Source organism: Streptomyces sp. JK94 (genome assembly GCF_053613315.1).
The window spans coordinates 452,587-469,925 of the sequence record NZ_JBSICH010000007.1; the positions used below are offsets into that span (position 1 = coordinate 452,587).

The window sequence follows — 17,339 nt, forward strand, 5'->3', positions numbered from 1 at the left end:
GTCTTGTGAACGTGTGACTCACCGCACTTTCCGAGTGACCTGCGCCGTGATGGGCATGAGCCTGCCTGGACGGGCCCCGAGGTCTCACCATGCGGTATCGCAGGGGGGAATTTCGGACGCTCGATAGAATGAGCCGACCGCAGTACATGTACGTACGTGCGGAAAGAGACGGATTGAGCGAGGAGCGCACGTGGGCCTTGTCGTGCAGAAGTACGGAGGCTCCTCCGTAGCCGATGCCGAGGGCATCAAGCGCGTCGCCAAGCGGATCGTGGAAGCGAAGAAGAACGGCAACCAGGTGGTCGCCGTCGTTTCCGCGATGGGCGACACGACGGACGAGCTGATCGATCTCGCCGAGCAGGTGTCCCCGATCCCTGCCGGACGGGAACTCGACATGCTGCTGACCGCCGGGGAGCGCATCTCCATGGCGCTGCTGGCCATGGCGATCAAAAACCTGGGCCACGAGGCCCAGTCGTTCACCGGCAGCCAGGCCGGGGTCATCACCGACTCGGTCCACAACAAGGCCCGGATCATCGACGTGACGCCGGGTCGCATCCGCACCTCGGTGGACGAGGGCAACGTCGCCATCGTGGCCGGTTTCCAGGGCGTCAGCCAGGACAGCAAGGACATCACCACGCTGGGACGCGGCGGGTCCGACACCACGGCCGTCGCTCTCGCCGCCGCGCTCGACGCGGACGTCTGTGAGATCTACACGGACGTCGACGGCGTGTTCACCGCCGACCCGCGCGTGGTGAAGAAGGCGAAGAAGATCGACTGGATCTCCTTCGAGGACATGCTGGAGCTCGCGGCCTCCGGTTCCAAGGTGCTCCTCCACCGCTGTGTGGAGTACGCCCGCCGGTACGACATCCCGATCCACGTCCGGTCCAGCTTCAGCGGACTGCAGGGCACGTGGGTGAGCAGCGAGCCGATCAAGCAAGGGGAAAAGCAGGTGGAGCAGGCCCTCATCTCCGGTGTCGCGCACGACACCTCGGAGGCCAAGGTCACGGTCGTCGGTGTGCCGGACAAGCCGGGCGAGGCGGCCGCGATCTTCCGGGCGATCGCCGACGCCCAGGTCAACATCGACATGGTGGTGCAGAACGTGTCCGCGGCCTCCACGGGCCTGACGGACATCTCCTTCACCCTGCCGAAGACCGAGGGCCGCAAGGCCATCGACGCGCTGGAGAAGAGCCGGGCCGGCATCGGCTTCGACTCGCTGCGCTACGACGACCAGATCGGCAAGATCTCGCTGGTCGGCGCGGGCATGAAGAGCAACCCGGGCGTCACCGCGGACTTCTTCACCGCGCTGTCCGACGCCGGGGTGAACATCGAGCTGATCTCGACCTCCGAGATCCGCATCTCGGTCGTCACCCGCAAGGACGACGTGAACGAGGCCGTCCGCGCCGTGCACACCGCCTTCGGGCTCGACTCCGACAGCGACGAGGCCGTCGTCTACGGAGGCACCGGGCGCTGATGTCCGGCATCCAAGGCGCCGGGCGCACCGGGCGGCCGACCCTGGCCGTCGTGGGGGCGACCGGCGCCGTCGGCTCGGTCATGCTCCAGATCCTGTCCCAGCACGCGGACGTCTGGGGCGACATCCGTCTGATCGCCTCCCCGCGCTCGGCCGGCCGCAAGCTGACCGTGCGCGGCGAGGAGGTCGAGGTGGTGGCCCTCACCGAGGAGGCCCTCGACGGCGTCGACGTCGCCATGTTCGACGTGCCCGACGAGGTCTCCGCCCGGTGGGCGCCGGTCGCCGCCGCCAAGGGCGTGGTGGTGGTCGACAACTCCGGCGCGTTCCGGATGGACCCGGACGTGCCGCTCGTCGTGCCCGAGGTCAACCCGCACACGGTGCGGAGGCGACCGCGCGGGATCGTCGCCAACCCGAACTGCACGACGCTGTCCATGATCGTCGCGCTGGGCGCGCTGCACGCCGAGTTCGGCCTGCGCGAGCTGGTGGTCTCGTCCTACCAGGCGGTGAGCGGCGCGGGGCGGGACGGCGTCGAGACGCTGCGCCGGCAACTGTCCCTGGTCGCCGGCACCGAACTGGGGACCCACCCCGGTGACGTGCGGCGGGCCGTCGGCGACGACACCGGGCCGTTCCCGGAGCCGGTCGCGCTGAACGTCGTACCGTGGGCCGGATCGCCGCGCGAGGACGGCTGGTCCTCGGAGGAGATGAAGGTGCGGGACGAGTCCCGCAAGATCCTCGGACTGCCGCAGCTTCCGGTGGCGGTGACGTGCGTACGGGTTCCCGTGATCACCACGCACTCGCTGACCGTGCACGCGCGCTTCGAGGGCGAGGTCACCGTCGACCGGGCCCGGGAGATCCTGGCCACCGCGCCCGGTGTCGTCCTCTTCGACGACCCGGCCGCGGGGGAGTTCCCGACCCCCGCCGACGTGGTCGGCACCGACCCGACCTGGGTCGGCCGGGTGCGGCGTGCGCTGGACGACCCGACGGCGCTCGAACTCTTCGTCTGCGGGGACAACCTGCGCAAGGGTGCCGCGCTGAACACCGCTCAGATCGCGGAGCTGGTGGCGGCCGAATACGCCTGAGCGGCGGCCAGCCGCGCAAGAAGTCCTGGCCGTGGTGGGGTTCGTCCGCAGGATTCACGGACGAGATGTGATCCGGAAGTCGGTCCGGAGCACTTGTACACGACACCCGTGGCATCAGAGGATTTGCTCCCCGCCCTCCGCAACCGTGCGGAGGGCGGGGAGCGTCTTTGCGGTCACCCATTCAGGGCGCGGAGACGCGTGAGTCGGCGTGGGGACGCCGAGGACGTGCGTGGGGACGCCCGTTCACATGGGACACAGGGGAAGAGCGGGACGATGAGGGCCTATGACGCACCGTCAGTCAGGCAACTGTCCGACGGGCACGGGAACGTGACGCCCGGCACGTACAACCCTCAGGGGGGTGGGCGTGTCCAACTGGCGTGGCAGAGGTACTCGATTTCACCGCGGCAACGCGTGGTCCCGCTGTGCGGGCACCCGTCCGGCCCGTCCGTCCCCGTGTGGCCGGTCCGGCCGGTGGCATGCCGGTGATCGCGCCCATGCCCGCAGCGCGGCCGGCCCGCATGTCGAACCAGCGCGACGGCGCGGAGGACGCGGTGGCGGCGGGTACCACCGTCGACCACCTCACCGAGACGTACCGGGCGCACTACCGGTCCCTGCTCGGCCTCGCCGCCCTCCTCCTCGACGACACCGCCTCCTGCGAGGACGTCGTCCAGGAGGCCTTCATCCGCGTCCACTCGGCGCGCAAACGCGTCCGCGACCCGGAGAAGACCCTGGCGTACCTGCGTCAGACCGTCGTCAACCTCTCGCGTTCGGCGCTGCGCCGCCGCATCCTCGGACTCAAGCTGCTCTCCAAGCCCATGCCGGACATGGCGAGCGCGGAGGAGGGCGCCTACGACCAGCTGGAGCGCGACTCCCTGATCAAGGCGATGAAGGGGCTGCAGCGCCGCCAGCGCGAGGTCCTGGTCCTGCGCTACTTCGCCGACATGACCGAAGCGCAGGTCGCCGAGGCGCTCGGCATATCGCTCGGCTCGGTCAAGGCGTACGGTTCGCGTGGTATCGCGGCGCTCAGGGTCGCCATGGAGGCACCGGCATGAGCGACGGCAACGAACCGCGGCGCGACGCCCGCGACGAGCACGGCACCCGGGAGGGCGCCACGCCGGCCGGGGGGAGCGAGCCGGCCGGGCGGGTCGGGGGGAGCAGTGGTCCGGGGGGCGGGAGTGGTTCGGCTGACGGAAGTGGCCCGGCTGACGAGAGCGGTCCGGCTGACGGAAGTTGCTCGGGTGGCGGGAGCGGTCCGGGGGGCGAGAGTGGCCCGCCTGACGGGAGCGGTCCGGCTGACGGGAGCGGTCCGGCTGGGGTGACCGGTCCGGCTGGGGTGACCGGTGCGGCCGAGGACATCGGTCCGGCTGGGGTGACCGGTCCGGCCGGGCGGTACGAAGAAGAGCAACCGAAGCACACGCACGCAGGGAACGGAACTGTGAACCACGGCCCCGCCGACCAGGGCCCCGACACCCGTGGGCCCGACGGGCTCGGCTCCGAGGAGCTGGCCCTGCGCAGGATGCTGCACCACGCCGTCCAGGACGTGGCGCCGAGCGACGGGACCCTGGAGCACCTGCGCCGCGCGGTACCCGCCCGGCGGGCCCGCAAGCGCCAGGCCGTCGTCGGCGTGGCCGCGGCCGTCCTCTTCGTCGGCACCGCGATCCCCGCCCTCGTGCACGTCTCCAGCGCCACCGGGCCCGGGGCCGACCCGTCCGTCGCGGGACACGCCTCCCAAACGCAGGGCGGCGCCTCCCGGGGCAAGGACCCGGCCGGCGGCCAGAGCGGCGTCGCCGGCTCCGCGGGTACGGCCGAGGACCAGGAGAGGGCCGACCCCGAGAAGACGCCCCAGGACACGGAGAGCGGCGCCGCGACGGGCTCGGCCCCTGGTGCCGGCCCCTCCGCCAGCAGCGCCGTCGAGATTCCCGCCTGCACGGCGAAGCAGCTCGGCCCGGCCGTCGCGAGCAGCGCCGCGCCCGACTCCACGGGCGTGGTCTACGGCTCCTTCCGCGTCACCAACCTCTCCTCGCACGGCTGCACCGTCACCGGCCCGGGCAGCGTCGTCGCCACCCCGCAGGGCGCGGCGGACGCCACCAGGATCGGCACCGCCCGCCACGCCGCCGGGGACGCCGCGGCCGGACTGCCCGACCCGTCACTGGAGACCGCCTCGCTGGCCCTGTCGCCGGGCTCCGCCTACGAGGTGCAGTTCGCCTGGGTGCCCTCGGAGACCTGTCCCACCACCCCCGGCGGCACGACGGGGGCCGGCACCGGAGGCGGCCCCTCACCCACCCCCTCGCCCACCGAGGACACGGCCGCGACGGGCGGTCCCTCCACGGTCGACGGCGACACCGGCACCACGACCCAGTCGGTCACCGCGGAGGGCCCGGCCGACGGGAGCGTGTCGGTCACCTACACCCCGGAGGGCGGATCGGGCTCGGCGACGGCCACGGTGTCCGACGCGTGCGCGGGGACCGTGTACTGGACGGGTGTGCTGGCCGGGTCCGAATAGGGCGCCCGGCGTGTGCGCGGGCCGCGGCGCCTGCCTCGGGGCTGAAGCTCCGGGCCCCGGGCGTCCGGGCCCCGGCCCCGGACCCCCGCAGCTGGTCTCCGGCCTCGGCCCGGCCTCCGGACACTGGACCGCCGGCCTCCGGGGCAGGGCCCGCCCGCACCCGGTCCGGTCGGGCAGGCCGTGATCCCTTCGCGCGTCCGGCGTCGGCCGTCCGGCCTCAGACGCCGGACGGCTGCGGCTCCCGCTCGTCCTCCGGGGCCAAGCCCAGCTCCGCGTCCCGGGCCAGCTCGACCTCGCGGCGCAGCAGCCGGAACCACATGAAGATCACGAAGCCCACGAAGGCGAACCACTCGGCGGTGTAACCGAGGTTCTGGAACGCCTTCAGGTCCAGCCCCGTGTTCTGCGGCGCGCTCACGGGCACGGCCCGCATCCCCGAGTCGCCCGTGTTGAGCGTGATCCACGCGTCGTACACGTCGTACGGCACCAGATTCAGCAGCGTCGCCGCGCTGATCGCGCCGGTCTGTCCCTGCGGCCACCCGGAGCGGCCGCTGACGCCGTTGCCGCCGGGCGACTCGGCCGCCTGGAGCGCTCCGGTGACGGTGACCTCGCCGGTGGGCGGGGCCGGAGCCTTCGCCGGGTCGGGGGTGCCGGGCAGCCAGCCCCGTACGACCGGCAGCGCCTCACCGGCGTCGGTGCGCAGCAGCGTGAGGACGTAGTAACCGTCCCGGCCGTCCAGCTTCCGCTCCGGGACGAGCAGCTGTGCGTCGTACCGGCCGCTCACGGTGGTCTGCTTGCCGACCGTCGACCTGTCCACGGGCAGCAGCTCCGCCAGCGGGCGGGCCGCCTCCCGGCGGGCCGTCTCGTGCTGCGTGGTCGCCGCCTCGTGGTCCTGCACCCGGTCCTCGAACCGGCCCAACTGCCACGACCCCATGAAGATGCAGAAGGGGATGGCGAGGACGACGAAGACGTTGATCCCCCACCAGCGGGGCGTCAGCAGAAACCGGTACACGCCCTCCACGGTACGGGGCGGGGCCCCGCGACCCGCCCGCGGGGCTGTGGAAAAGCGGGGGAGGGGGAACCGGGGAGAGCGGAGTTTTCCACAGGCTGGGGATCTGATCTGCGCGTTGTCCCCGGGGGGAGGCAGTATGGGGCCATGACTGAGAGCAACGGGTCCGTGTCGTCGGACCAGCGGCGGGGACAGGACGGCCGGCGGGCCGAGGAGATGCCCGACTGGGAGAAGCGGTTCCGGGCGCCGAGGGTGTCGCTGCCCGACTGGGCCGAGGACGCACCGGACCGCTCCCTGTTCGTGTCCAACGCCACGGGGACGTACGAGCTGTACGCCTGGGACCGGGCGACCGGTGAGCAGCGCCAGGTCACCGACCGGCCCAACGGCACGACGGACGGCGTGCTCTCGCCGGACGGCGACTGGATCTGGTGGTTCGACGACAAGGACGGCGACGAGTTCGGCGTCTGGCGCCGCCAGCCCTTCGCGGGCGGCGAGGACGAGCCGGCGGTGCCGGGCCTCGGCCCCTCCTACCCGGCGGGCCTCGCCCTCGGCCGGGACGGGCGCACGGCGGTGATCGGCCGCTCGACCGACGAGGAGGGCACGACGATCCACCTCGCGTACGCGGGAGGGCCCCCGGCGGAGATCTACCGGCACCGCGAGTCCGCGGGCGTCGGCGACCTCTCCCACGACGGCACGCTGATCGCCGTCGAGCACACCGAGCACGGCGACGCCATGCACTCGGCGCTGCGGGTCCTGCGCCCCGACGGTACGACGGTCGCCGAGCTGGACGACACCAGGGGCGGCGAGGAGGAGCTGGGCCTGGAGGTCCTCGGCTTCGCCCCGGTCGACGGCGACACCCGCCTGCTCATCGGCCACCAGCGCCGGGGCCGCTGGGAGCCCCTGGTGTGGGACGTGGCGACGGGCGAGCAGGCCGACCTCGCCCTGGACCTGCCCGGCGACGTCAGCGCCGAGTGGTACCCGGACGGCTCCGGCCTGCTGATCGTGCACGACTTCGAGGCCCGCAGCGAGCTGTTCCGGTACGACTTCGCCGCACGCGGGCTGGTGGAGATCGAGACCCCGGCCGGCACCGTCTCCGGGGCGACGGCCCGGCCCGACGGCAGCGTGGAGTACCTGTGGTCCTCGGCCGCCGAGCCGTCGGCGGTCCGCTCCACCTCGGGCCGGGTCGTCCTGGAACCACCCGGCATGAAGTCGCCCGGCTCGGTCCCGGTGGAGGACGTGTGGGTGGAGGGCCCGGGCGGCCGCGTCCACGCCCTGGTCCAGAAGCCGGCCGGCACGACCGGACCGTTCCCGACGGTCTTCGACATCCACGGCGGCCCGACCTGGCACGACAGCGACTCCTTCGCCGCCGGCCCCGCGGCCTGGGTCGACCACGGCTACGCGGTGGTCCGCGTCAACTACCGCGGCTCCACCGGGTACGGCCGCGCCTGGACCGACGCCCTCAAGCACCGGGTCGGCCTCATCGAGCTGGAGGACATCGCGGCGGTGCGCGAGTGGGCGGTCACCTCCGGTCTCGCGGACCCCGAGCGCCTGATCCTCACCGGCGGCTCCTGGGGCGGTTACCTCACCCTGCTCGGCATCGGCACCCAGCCCGAGGCGTGGACGCTGGGCATCGCCGCGGTGCCGGTCGCCGACTACGTCACCGCGTACCACGACGAGATGGAGGGACTGAAGGCCCTCGACCGCACCCTCCTCGGCGGTACCCCCGAAGAGGTCCCCGACCGCTTCGAGGCGTCCTCCCCGCTGACCTACGTCGACCAGGTCAAGGCCCCGGTCCACATCTCCGCCGGCGTCAACGACCCGCGCTGCCCGATCCGCCAGGTCGAGAACTACGTCGAGCGCCTGGCGGCGAGGGGCGCGGTCCACGAGGTGTACCGCTACGACGCGGGGCACGGGTCACTGGTGGTGGACGAGCGGATCAAGCAGGTCCAGCTGGAGCTGGACTTCGCGGCGAAGCACCTGCCCCGCAGCTGACCACCCGTCCGACGGAGGAGCGGAGCGGGCCCGGCCGTGCGGGCCCGCCCGCCGGTCCGTCCGACCGCGTCCGTTGCAGGCTCTGCTTCCTGGCCGCCCGAGACGGGCGGCGGGTACGGCGCAGACGCCGGGGGCCCGGGTGGCCGGGACCCCTCCCGGGGGCGCGGGGCGCGGGCCTCGGTGGGCGGGGTGTGGGGGCATGGGCCTTCGGTGGGTGGGGTGTGGGGGCGCGGGCCTTCGGTGGGCGGGGTGCGGGGCACGGGCCCTCGGCGGGCGGCGCGGGGCACAACCCGTGCGGAGGCGTGGGGGTGTCGCCCCTACACGTCCGTCCGCCGTCGCGTCCGCCGCCCCAGCAACTCGGCCAGCCCCCGCCGCGTGGCCGCCAGCACCACCCGGTCCTCGCTTCGCAGGACATACGTGTCGGGCAGCTCCCACACCAGTCTCGACTCCCGGGGCCCCTCACCGCCGGCGCCCGCCTCGTCGCCCGGGCCCCCGTCGGAGACCTCCAGCGCCAGCACCCGCCACGCCCCCGCCCGGAACGCCTCCCCGACCGTCTTCCCCTCCAGCTGCGGATGCCCCGCCACCTTCACGGCCGCGAACAGCAGCACCCGCCGCTCGACGGGGATCGCCCCCAGGATCTGGCGGCCCATCATCGCCCCGGCGAAGGCGGGCGCGGACAGGTGCGTCACACTGCGGCTCCGGGTGAGCGCGCCCGGGTGCGCGGCGCGCAGGGTGCGGTACACGGCGGTCGCGAAGTCGTCGTCGTACAGGCGCAGCACCACCCGCAGCCCGGACCGCACGGAGCGGGCGTACAGCACCGCCTCCAAGTTGGTGGTGTCCGCGCTGGTCAGGGCGAGCAGCGAGTGCGCCCGGTGGATCTTGGCGGCCTCCAGGACGCCTTCCTGGGTGACGTCCCCGAGGACCACCGGCACCCGCAGCCGCCGTGCGGTCGCCATGCCGCGCGCCTCGGGATCGGCCTCCACGCACACCACGGGGATGTCCATCTCCCGCAGCCGGGTCAGCACGCGCGTGCCGATCTTGCCGAGACCGAGCAGGACGACGTGTCCGCCGAGGCCGCGCGGCGGCTTCCGCAGGGCCGACGCGCTGCGGAACGTACCGAGCGCCTCCAGGACGGCCGCCAGCAGCACCGGGAGCAGCAGCAACCCGACGAAACCGGAGAGCAGCTGCAGGATCTGGCGTCCGGGGTCCTCCTTGTGGGCGGGCTCGTTGATGGCGAACAGGTCCAGCAGCGTCACGTAGGTGGCGTGCAGTGGATGGTCCTCGGTGACCACCATGAGCGCCACGGCGAGGGCGACCACGCAGACGCCCAGGCCCGCGAGGGACCACCGCAGCCGCCGCGAGAACAGTTCACCGAACGGGGGCACACCGGCCCGCACGACGGGCAGCGGCGGGCCGGAGTACGACACCTGCTCCAGGACGACCGTGCCGCGCCCGGTGGCCGCCCGCGCCGCGGCCGCGTCGGGCAGCAGCTGCGGTCCGTGCTCGCCGCTGCTCTCCGAGCCGTCGGTGCCGGCCGGGTCGCTGCTCGTCGCGGACAGCAGCGCGAGCGTGCACAGTCCGGGGTCGGCCACCTCGCCGGGGCGCGGCGGCTGCCGTTCCGCCGCGCGCAGCAGCACTCCGTCCGTCTCCAGGACCTTGCTGGTGCCGACGAGCGCGGTCGCGGCCAGGGCCGGTGCGGCCGTGTCGGCGTCGGACAGCACGGTCGTGGAGGCACCGGCGCCGTCCAGCCCCGCGTCCCGGTCGTGGCCGGTCGCCAACGCGGCGCTCTGGTCCAGGAGTTCCTCGATGTGCCGGCCGAGCCGCCGGTTGTACAGGCGCAGGACCAGACGCAGCCGGGGGTTGAGCCGGCGGGCGGTCAGGGCGGCGCGGATGTTGGTCTCGTCGTCGTCGTACACGAGGGCCAGCGCCGCGGCCCGGTCCACACCGGCCGCCGCGAGCACGTCCTCGGTCGGCTCGGCGGCCTCCAGCTCCGGTTCGGGGCCGATGTCGTTCGGGTCACCGCCGGCCGAGCGGTTGACGGCCGCGTTGACCAAACCCAGCAGCGCCGCGGAGGCCGCGCGGGCCCGCCCGACCGCGGGCTGGGAAGCCCGGCGCCCGGAGGGCGGGACGACGAGTGTGACCTGTTCGCGGTACACGCCGCGCAGTTCGGCGGCCAGGCGGTGCGCCAGCCCGTCGTCGCCGCACACCACCATGTGCGCGTATCCGTCGCCCTGCGGAACCTGGTGCGGAACGCTCCCCGTATGAGTCCCCATTTGGGAGAAGACAGTACCGGCGGGAGGTGCGGTTCCCGGTCTTCGCGCACCACATCCGGCCAGAGCGGGAGCGGCATGGAAGAGACGTGAAGATTGCCGGGACACGGCAATGACGCTCACCTCCCCGCATGTGACGATGCGTCGTACCGGAGCTCGGCGACGGGCGAGAGGGGGCGGCACGCATGGCCTGGTTTCTCGGGCTGGGTATCACGGGGGTCGTGCTGCTCGCCCTGTCGCTGATCTTCGACGGACTGCTGGAAGGCGCGTTCGACGGAGTGCTGGACGGCGTCCTGGAGGGGTGGCTGTCGCTGCCGGTCATCGCCGGGTTCGTGGCGATGACCGGCTTCGGGGGTGCCATCGCCCTCGGCGCCGGCTGGACCGGTCCGGCGGGCGCCGCCGGGTTCGGTGCGGTCGCCGGGGTGGGGGCCGGCTGGCTGACGTACCGCCTCAGCCGTGCGCTGATGCGCGATCAGTCCACCGTCACACCCCGCACCGACGACCTGCTCGGCACGTCCGGCAGGGTCGTGACCGCCATTCCCGCCGACGGTTTCGGCGAAGTGCTGCTCCGGCTCGCGGGGCAGCCGCTGAAGTGTGCGGCGCGCAGCGCGGTGCCGGTGGCGCGGGGGACCGAGGTGTGGGTCGAGGCGGTGCCGACCGGGACGTCGGTCGTGGTGCGGCCGGTGGACCGCTGAGCGTCCTCGCCGTCCTGCCCGGCCCGCCCGCTCTCCCGGCGCTTCTTCCGGTCGGTCCTCCAGGTCAGGCCTTCCGGTCAGGCCTTCAGGCCAGGCCTCCAGGTCCGTCCTTCAGGTCAGGCCGTACGGATCGGTCCTGCCGATCGGTCCCGCTGTTGTCTCTGTCCTCTCTGTGTGATTCGGGGTTGTTGCCATGAGTCCTGTCGTCATCGCGGTGCTGGGGGTCGTCGTACTCCTGGTGCTGCTCGCGCTGGTGGTGGTCAGCCGCTACAAGGTGGCCGGGCCGAGCGAAGCGTTCATCGTCACGGGACGGCGCGGCAAGAAGTCCACCGATCCCGACACGGGACGCGTCGTCACCGACAACAGCGGCCAGAAGGTCGTGGTCGGCGGCGGTGTGTTCGTCGTGCCGTTCGTGCAGCAGCGGTTCACGCTCGACCTCTCCTCGCGGCACATCCCGGTCGCCGTGCGCGGCGCGGTGACGCTGCGCGGGGTGAAGGCCAACCTCGAAGGTGTGGCGATCGTCAAGGTCGGCGGCACGGAGGACGCGATCCGCGCCGCCGCGCAGCGGTTCCTGATGCAGCAGGACGGCATCGTCGGCTTCACCCAGGAGGTGCTGTCCGGCGCGCTGCGCGCGATCGTGGGCCGGATGTCCGTGGAGGACGTCATCCGGGACCGGGCCGCCTTCGCCGGGCAGGTCGCCGAGGAGGCGGAGGCGAGCCTGTCCGGGCAGGGCCTGGTGCTGGACGCCTTCCAGATCCAGGACATCACCACCGAGGGCTCCTACCTGGAGGACCTCGGCCGTCCCGAGGCGGCGCGGGCCAAGCAGGAGGCCGACATCGCCGAAGCCGTGGCCCGGCGCGCCGCCGAACAGGCGCGGCTGAAGGCGGAGGAGGAGATCGCGGTCGCGCAGCGGACCCTCTACCTGAAGCAGGCCGAGATCAAGGCCGAGACCGACCAGGCGTCGGCCCGCGCCAACGCGGCGGGCCCCCTCGCGGAGGCGGCCCGGCAGCAGGACATCCTCGCCGAGCAGGAGAAGGTCGCCGAGCGGCAGGCCGCGCTGAAGGACCGCCAGCTCGACACCGAGGTGCGCAAGCCCGCCGACGCCCAGCGGTACGCGGCCGAGCAGGAGTCCGAGGCCCGCCGGGTGGCGCGGGTGAAGCAGGCGGAGGCCGAGCGGTCGGCGGAGATCGCCGCGGCACAGGCCGAGGCCGAGCGGGCCCGGCTCACCGGTGAGGGCGAGAAGCAGCGGCGTGGCGCGCTGGCCGAGGCGGAGGCCGTCGAGGGCCTCAGGCAGGGTGAGGCGGAGCGTTCCCGGCGTGCGGCGATCGCCGAGGCCGTACGGCTGGAGGGCGAGGCGGAGGCCGCAGCGATCGGTGCCAGGGGCGCGGCCGAGGCCGAGGCGATGCGGCAGAAGGCCGACGCCTTCGGGCAGTACGGCGACGCCGCCGTGCTCCAGATGCTGGTCGAGGTGCTGCCGCAGGTGGTGGCCAAGGCGGCCGAGCCGCTCGCGGCCGTGGACAAGATGACGGTCATCTCGACGGACGGCGCGAGCCGGCTGTCGCGCACGGTCGCCGACAACGTGGCACAGGGCATGGAACTGCTCACCTCGACCACGGGCGTCGACCTGGCGTCCCTGCTGAAGAACCTCACGGCGAAGGACTCCGCCGGGACGGCCGGTGCGCCCGGACCGGACCGCCCGGAGGGCCCGGGCCCGCGCGACGGCAAGGTGGAGATCACGGGCTGACCGCGCCCACGGGCCGGGCCCGGCTCGCCCCGGCCCCTCCCGCCCCGGCCCTCTCGTCCAGGCCCCTCCAGTTCCGGCCTCTCCCGCCCCATCCTTTCCCGCCCCGGCCTCTCCCGTTCCGCCGCGGCCCGCTCAGATCTCCTGGGCGGGCCAGCCCAGCAGCCGGGCCCCGATGACCGCCGTCTGCAGGGTGTAGCGGTGCACCGGGTCGGCGGGGTTGGCGCCGGTGAGCTGGTGGATGCGCTCCAGCCGGTAGGTGAGGGCCCGCACACTGAGCGACAGGCGCCGGGCGGCCTCGGCCGCGGTACAGCCGGCGTCGAAGTACACCTCCAGGGTCCGCACCAGCGGCTCGACACCGCCGCGGGCCTCGCGCAGCGGCCCCAGCACGCTCAGCACCAGCTCGGCCATGGCCTGCCGGTCACGGGTGAGGACGGGGTAGACGAGCAGGTCGGCGGCGCGCAGCACGGGATCCTCCAGCTCCAGCCGCTCGGCGAGTTCGAGGGTGCTCAGCGCCTCCTCGTAGCTGTGCACCACACCGCCCGCACCGGTCTGGGGGCGCCCGATGGCCACCCGGCTGCCCTCCGTGGCGGCGTACGCCTGCTTGGCGAAGAAGGCGAGGACGTCGTCCTGGTCACCGGGCGCGATGCAGATCAGCTGCCCGTTCTTGGTGGTGATCAGGATGCGCCGGTCGCCGAAGCGGGAGATGAGGGCGGTCTCCACGAGCCGGGTGACCGGCGCGGTGTCGTCGTACACCTCGGGCCCCTCGGCCACCGCGACGGCGTGGGCGCGGGAGAGGACGAGCCCGAAGCGCTCGGCCCGTTCGGCGAGCCGGCCCAGGTCGCTGCGCCCGTAGAGCAGGTCGTCGATGAACTCCCGCCGTGCGGCCTCCTCCTGCCGTACGGCGAGGCGCTGGGCGCGTTCGTAGCCCTCGGCGAAGGCGTCGACGGCCTGGGTGACGGCGGCGAGCACGCGGTCCGTGACGCCGGTGGCGGAGCCGTTCGCCCCGCCGGGCCAGGCGGTGCGCGTGGCGTCCAGGTGCAGCCGTACGAGGCCGCGCAGACTGTGCCCGGCCTCCGCGGCCCGTTCACCGAGGAGCCGCCTTCTCTCCAGCTCGTCCCGGGTCAGCCGGCGCCCGGTGCCCGCGACCGCCGCGAGGATCTCGGAGTACCCGGCCAGATACGACTCCTGCGGTTCCGGTGTCTCCTGCTGCTCCGTCACCCCACGCCTCCCCCTGCCCTGCCCGCCCGGTCGGCGCGGTCCGGCAACGTGAGGTTAGTCAAGACTGCCGGAAACCGGAAATGCCTTCGGGCGCGGGCGCGTTGCCGGCCGGCGGGGCGGGGGTGTCAGGGCCTCTGGTACGGCTGCTGCTGCGGCTGCCCGTGGGCCTGACCGCCCTGGCCGCTCACGGCCTGCGTCTGGAGGTGCTCCGCCTGTTCCCCGGTCACCTGCTGCTCGGCGCCGCAGAAGGTGCACTGCGTCAGGTACTTCGTGGAGAACGGGAACAGCGGCACGAAGAACAGCGTGAACTTCGTGACGCGCTTCCTCAGGGTGTGCGCGGAGGGGTTGCCGCACTGGCCGCACACCAGCGTCAGTATCGCGAGCTGGTAGAGGTAACCCTTGGTGCCGAAGATGATCACTGGGTGGTCCTTCCCGGGTCGGGGCCCGCGAGCGGGCAGGGCACGCAGATCCTCTCCCAGATTGCGCCCGGACGGGTCCCGGGAGCCACCTGCACCGCCTGCGGCTACCTGCGGTCATCTGTGGCTACTTGCGGTCATCTGCGGTCGCCTATGGTCACAGCGGTCACCCGCCATCACCACCGACCGGACGCCGGCCCGGAGGCGGACCGGACGCCGGCCCGGAGGCGGCCCGGCATCGGTCGGCGTCAGCCCGCCTCGACGCCCCCGGCCTCCCAGCGCAGCAGGTCTCCCGGCTGGCACTCCAGCACGTCGCAGAGCGCGGCGAGCGTCGTGAAGCGCACCGCCTTGGCGCGGCCGTTCTTGAGCACCGCCAGGTTGGCGGGGGTGATGCCGACGCGTTCCGCGAGCTCTCCCACGGACATCTTGCGCTTCGCCAGCATCACGTCGATGTCGACGACGATCGGCATCAGATCACCTCGGACAGCTCGGCCCGCATCCGTGCCGCCTCGATGTCGCGCGCGACGGCCTGGGCGAGCAGCATCCGCAGGACGAGCACGACCAGCGCGACGCCCAGGATCGCCACGACGACCCCGCCCAGCACGAGGACGATGCCGGGCGCGACGGCCTCGCCGGGGGCCAGGACGACCCCGAGCGCGAACACCAGGAGCGCGGCCGCGACGAACGCCCCGATCACGACGTGCACGTACCGGAAGGCGCCGAGGGAGAACACGGTGCCCCGCCGCGCCATCGTCCCCAGCCGCCATACGCAGACCAGGACGACCTGGGCCGCCGCGGCCACCAGGACGATGATCAGGAACACCGGCGTACGCACGGCCGCGAGGTCGGCGTCGGGATCACCGGTCCCGGCCGCCAGGAGCCGGATCAGCACCGCCTGGACGAACGCCGAGCCGGTCAGCAACATCACGAGTACCCCGCGCAAGGCGAGCACCGTCATCCGTCCCATCGCCCCTCCTTCAATCGAATCACGATGGAAAGCTATCGAAAAACGATAGATCCGGCAAGTCCCGGCCGTCCCCGGTGAGAAGCAACGGGCGCCGTCCCGCGGCGCGCCCCCGCGGCGCGTCCGGGTGACGTCCCGGGGTGACCGGTGTCATCGGTCCGGTTCGGGGCACCGGGTAGGTCACGGAGCCGTAGCGATCGAGAGCGGTCAGTCATGGCGGTGGCGCAGGAGCCCGGCGTTGCCCGGGCGGCGGAGCCCGGCGGTTCGCCGGTCGGTTCGCACAACGAGTGGGACCCGCTGGAGGAGGTCGTCGTCGGACGCCTGGAGGGCGCGACGATTCCCTCCGACCATCCGGTCGTGACCTGCAACGTCCCGCCGTGGGCGGCGCGGTTGCAGGGGCTGGCGGCCGGGTTCCGCTACCCGCGCGTCCTGGTCGAGCGGGCGCAGCGCGAACTCGACGGCTTCATCACCCTCCTGCAGTCCCTGGGCGTCACGGTCACGCGCCCGGAGGCGGTCGACCACCGGCAGCGCTTCAGCACCCCGGACTGGTCGTCCCGCGGCTTCTGCAACACCTGCCCGCGCGACTGCCTGCTCGTGGTCGGCGACGAGATCATCGAGACCCCGATGGCCTGGCCGTGCCGGTACTTCGAGACCCACTCCTACCGTCCGGTCCTCAAGGACTACTTCCGGCGCGGCGCACGGTGGACGGCGGCCCCGAAGCCCCAGCTCACCGATGCCCTCTTCGAGCGGGACTTCCGCGTCCCCGGGCCGGGCGAGCCGATGCGCCACATCCTCACCGAGTTCGAGCCGGTCTTCGACGCGGCGGACTTCGTCCGGGCCGGACGCGACCTCTTCGTCACCCGGAGCAACGTCACCAACCGCATGGGCATCGAGTGGCTGCGCCGCCACCTCGGCCCCGGCTACCGCATCCACGAGATCGAGAGCCGCTGCCGCGCCCCCATGCACATCGACACGACGTTCGTCCCCCTCGCGCCCGGCAAGGCGCTGGTCAACCCGGAGTACGTCGACGTCGACCGCCTTCCCGACGTCCTGTCCTCCTGGGACATCCTGACCGCGCCCGAGCCCGACCCCATCGACGACCGGCTGCTCAGGATCACGTCGATGTGCGGCAAATGGCTCAGCATGAACGTGCTCGTGATCGACGGCGAACGGGTGATCGCGGACCGGCACCACACCGCCATGCTGCGCGCGCTGGAGAGCTGGGGCTTCGAGCCGGTCCCGTGCGACCTCCTGCACTACGCGCCGTTCGGCGGCTCCTTCCACTGCGCGACCCTCGACGTACGGCGCCGGGGCACGCTCGAGTCGTACTTCGACTGACGGCGGGCCGAGCACCGGCCGCTTCACCGAGCCCCTGGCCCGCCGCCTCCCCCGCCGGCCTTCCCCACTGCCTCCCCCGCCGGCCTCCCCGCCGCCTCCCCCGCCGGCCTTCCCCACTGCCTCCCCCGCCGGCCTCCCCACTGCCTCACCCGCCGGTCCGCCGAGCCGGTCGCGGCACCGGCCCCACCCCCCGGCGTACGCCTGGCCCCGAGCCGGAGCCCGCCCACGCCCGAGGGAGGCCCGGGAGGGCTGTTCGGGCGACGACCCCCGCCGCGAGGCGGAGGCCGGGCGAGGCGGGCGAAGCCGCTCCCGGTCGCGTCGCCGCTCGGCATCCAGAGGGCGCCAAGATTGCCGTATCACGGCAATGCGGTGAGAGGCGCGCCTCGGCCAGGATGAGGGTGGCAGGAACACGGGGGCGAACCCGGTGCCAGGGCCCGGCAACGGGCGCCGGCACCGGCGCCCGACGGACCGTTTCGGGGGTGAGGGCGTGGCACGCGTGGACGACGCCCCCGTACGGCCCCTCGGCCTCCTCGACACCACGCCCCCGGCGACCGGGCCCGGCGTACGGGCGGCGCTCCCGGCAGGCCGGGCCGGCCGGGCCGGGGCGCGCTCCCGTGCCGCCCTCCGTGCCGGGCTGGGACGCGGACGC

The 17,339-nt window shown here is 73.4% G+C and carries 14 protein-coding genes; 8 read left to right on the top strand and 6 right to left on the bottom strand.

Annotated elements, in window-relative coordinates; genetic code table 11:
• Positions 1-190: 190 nt before the first annotated feature.
• From ACVV2G_RS08720 to ACVV2G_RS08735, 4 genes are all read left to right on the top strand, one after another.
• Entirely contained in the window at positions 191-1,468 is a 1,278-nt protein-coding gene (locus ACVV2G_RS08720; protein ID WP_053134529.1) for an aspartate kinase, read from the top strand.
• Positions 1,468-2,544, top strand: a complete 1,077-nt coding sequence (locus ACVV2G_RS08725; RefSeq protein ID WP_453842015.1) for an aspartate-semialdehyde dehydrogenase — start codon at positions 1,468-1,470, stop codon at positions 2,542-2,544. Before ACVV2G_RS08720 ends, ACVV2G_RS08725 begins: the two co-directional genes overlap by 1 nt.
• A gap of 476 nt (positions 2,545-3,020) precedes the next feature.
• The gene (locus ACVV2G_RS08730; RefSeq protein ID WP_453842016.1) at positions 3,021-3,596 is read left to right on the top strand and encodes a SigE family RNA polymerase sigma factor; all 576 of its coding nucleotides are present in this window, start codon (positions 3,021-3,023) and stop codon (positions 3,594-3,596) included.
• A gap of 383 nt (positions 3,597-3,979) precedes the next feature.
• On the top strand, positions 3,980-5,047 hold the full coding sequence (locus ACVV2G_RS08735; protein ID WP_453842017.1) for a hypothetical protein: 1,068 nt from the start codon (positions 3,980-3,982) through the stop codon (positions 5,045-5,047).
• Positions 5,048-5,264: 217 nt separating this feature from the next.
• Here the strand turns inward: ACVV2G_RS08735 and ACVV2G_RS08740 are convergent, their stop codons facing one another.
• A complete protein-coding gene (locus ACVV2G_RS08740) occupies positions 5,265-6,056 on the bottom strand; it encodes an SURF1 family protein (protein WP_453842018.1) in 792 nt (263 codons plus the stop codon).
• Between the two features lie 144 nt (positions 6,057-6,200).
• Between ACVV2G_RS08740 and ACVV2G_RS08745 the strand changes: the two genes are divergently transcribed.
• A complete protein-coding gene (locus ACVV2G_RS08745) occupies positions 6,201-8,045 on the top strand; it encodes a S9 family peptidase (RefSeq protein ID WP_453842019.1) in 1,845 nt (614 codons plus the stop codon).
• Between the two features lie 317 nt (positions 8,046-8,362).
• Here the strand turns inward: ACVV2G_RS08745 and ACVV2G_RS08750 are convergent, their stop codons facing one another.
• Positions 8,363-10,258, bottom strand: a complete 1,896-nt coding sequence (locus tag ACVV2G_RS08750) for a potassium channel family protein (RefSeq protein WP_453842053.1) — start codon at positions 10,256-10,258, stop codon at positions 8,363-8,365.
• Between the two features lie 242 nt (positions 10,259-10,500).
• Here ACVV2G_RS08750 and ACVV2G_RS08755 point away from each other — a divergent pair, with 242 nt between their 5' ends.
• Entirely contained in the window at positions 10,501-11,010 is a 510-nt protein-coding gene (locus ACVV2G_RS08755; RefSeq protein ID WP_453842020.1) for an NfeD family protein, read from the top strand.
• Positions 11,011-11,203: 193 nt separating this feature from the next.
• Positions 11,204-12,754, top strand: a complete 1,551-nt coding sequence (locus ACVV2G_RS08760; RefSeq protein WP_453842021.1) for a flotillin family protein — start codon at positions 11,204-11,206, stop codon at positions 12,752-12,754.
• A 132-nt stretch (positions 12,755-12,886) separates the two neighbouring features.
• Here ACVV2G_RS08760 and ACVV2G_RS08765 read toward each other — a convergent pair whose 3' ends face one another.
• From ACVV2G_RS08765 to ACVV2G_RS08780, 4 genes are all read right to left on the bottom strand, one after another.
• Positions 12,887-13,972, bottom strand: coding sequence for a PucR family transcriptional regulator (locus ACVV2G_RS08765; protein ID WP_453842022.1), 1,086 nt, complete (start codon positions 13,970-13,972; stop codon positions 12,887-12,889).
• A gap of 125 nt (positions 13,973-14,097) precedes the next feature.
• The gene (locus ACVV2G_RS08770; RefSeq protein ID WP_453842023.1) at positions 14,098-14,391 is read right to left on the bottom strand and encodes a zinc-ribbon domain-containing protein; all 294 of its coding nucleotides are present in this window, start codon (positions 14,389-14,391) and stop codon (positions 14,098-14,100) included.
• Positions 14,392-14,636: 245 nt separating this feature from the next.
• Positions 14,637-14,858 carry a helix-turn-helix domain-containing protein gene (locus tag ACVV2G_RS08775; protein WP_453842024.1) on the bottom strand — a complete coding sequence of 74 codons (222 nt, stop codon included), beginning with the start codon at positions 14,856-14,858 and terminating at the stop codon, positions 14,637-14,639.
• Positions 14,858-15,355, bottom strand: coding sequence for a DUF2975 domain-containing protein (locus ACVV2G_RS08780; RefSeq protein WP_453842025.1), 498 nt, complete (start codon positions 15,353-15,355; stop codon positions 14,858-14,860). Before ACVV2G_RS08780 ends, ACVV2G_RS08775 begins: the two co-directional genes overlap by 1 nt.
• Positions 15,356-15,565: 210 nt before the next feature.
• Between ACVV2G_RS08780 and ACVV2G_RS08785 the strand changes: the two genes are divergently transcribed.
• Positions 15,566-16,690 (top strand): amidinotransferase, encoded by a 1,125-nt coding sequence (locus ACVV2G_RS08785; protein ID WP_453842026.1) that lies wholly within the window; start codon positions 15,566-15,568, stop codon positions 16,688-16,690.
• The last annotated feature ends 649 nt before the right edge of the window (positions 16,691-17,339 follow it).

Excerpts from the sequence above, each read along its gene's own strand:
- ACVV2G_RS08725 (WP_453842015.1), top strand. The coding sequence starts at position 1,468 with ATGTCCGGCATCCAAGGCGCCGGGCGCACCGGGCGGCCGACCCTGGCC.
- ACVV2G_RS08730 (WP_453842016.1), top strand. The coding sequence starts at position 3,021 with ATGCCGGTGATCGCGCCCATGCCCGCAGCGCGGCCGGCCCGCATGTCG.
- ACVV2G_RS08745 (WP_453842019.1), top strand. The coding sequence starts at position 6,201 with ATGACTGAGAGCAACGGGTCCGTGTCGTCGGACCAGCGGCGGGGACAG.
- ACVV2G_RS08750 (WP_453842053.1), bottom strand. The coding sequence starts at position 10,258 with ATGGTGGTGTGCGGCGACGACGGGCTGGCGCACCGCCTGGCCGCCGAA.
- ACVV2G_RS08755 (WP_453842020.1), top strand. The coding sequence starts at position 10,501 with ATGGCCTGGTTTCTCGGGCTGGGTATCACGGGGGTCGTGCTGCTCGCC.
- ACVV2G_RS08760 (WP_453842021.1), top strand. The coding sequence starts at position 11,204 with ATGAGTCCTGTCGTCATCGCGGTGCTGGGGGTCGTCGTACTCCTGGTG.
- ACVV2G_RS08775 (WP_453842024.1), bottom strand. The coding sequence starts at position 14,858 with ATGCCGATCGTCGTCGACATCGACGTGATGCTGGCGAAGCGCAAGATG.
- ACVV2G_RS08780 (WP_453842025.1), bottom strand. The coding sequence starts at position 15,355 with ATGGGACGGATGACGGTGCTCGCCTTGCGCGGGGTACTCGTGATGTTG.
- ACVV2G_RS08785 (WP_453842026.1), top strand. The coding sequence starts at position 15,566 with ATGGCGGTGGCGCAGGAGCCCGGCGTTGCCCGGGCGGCGGAGCCCGGC.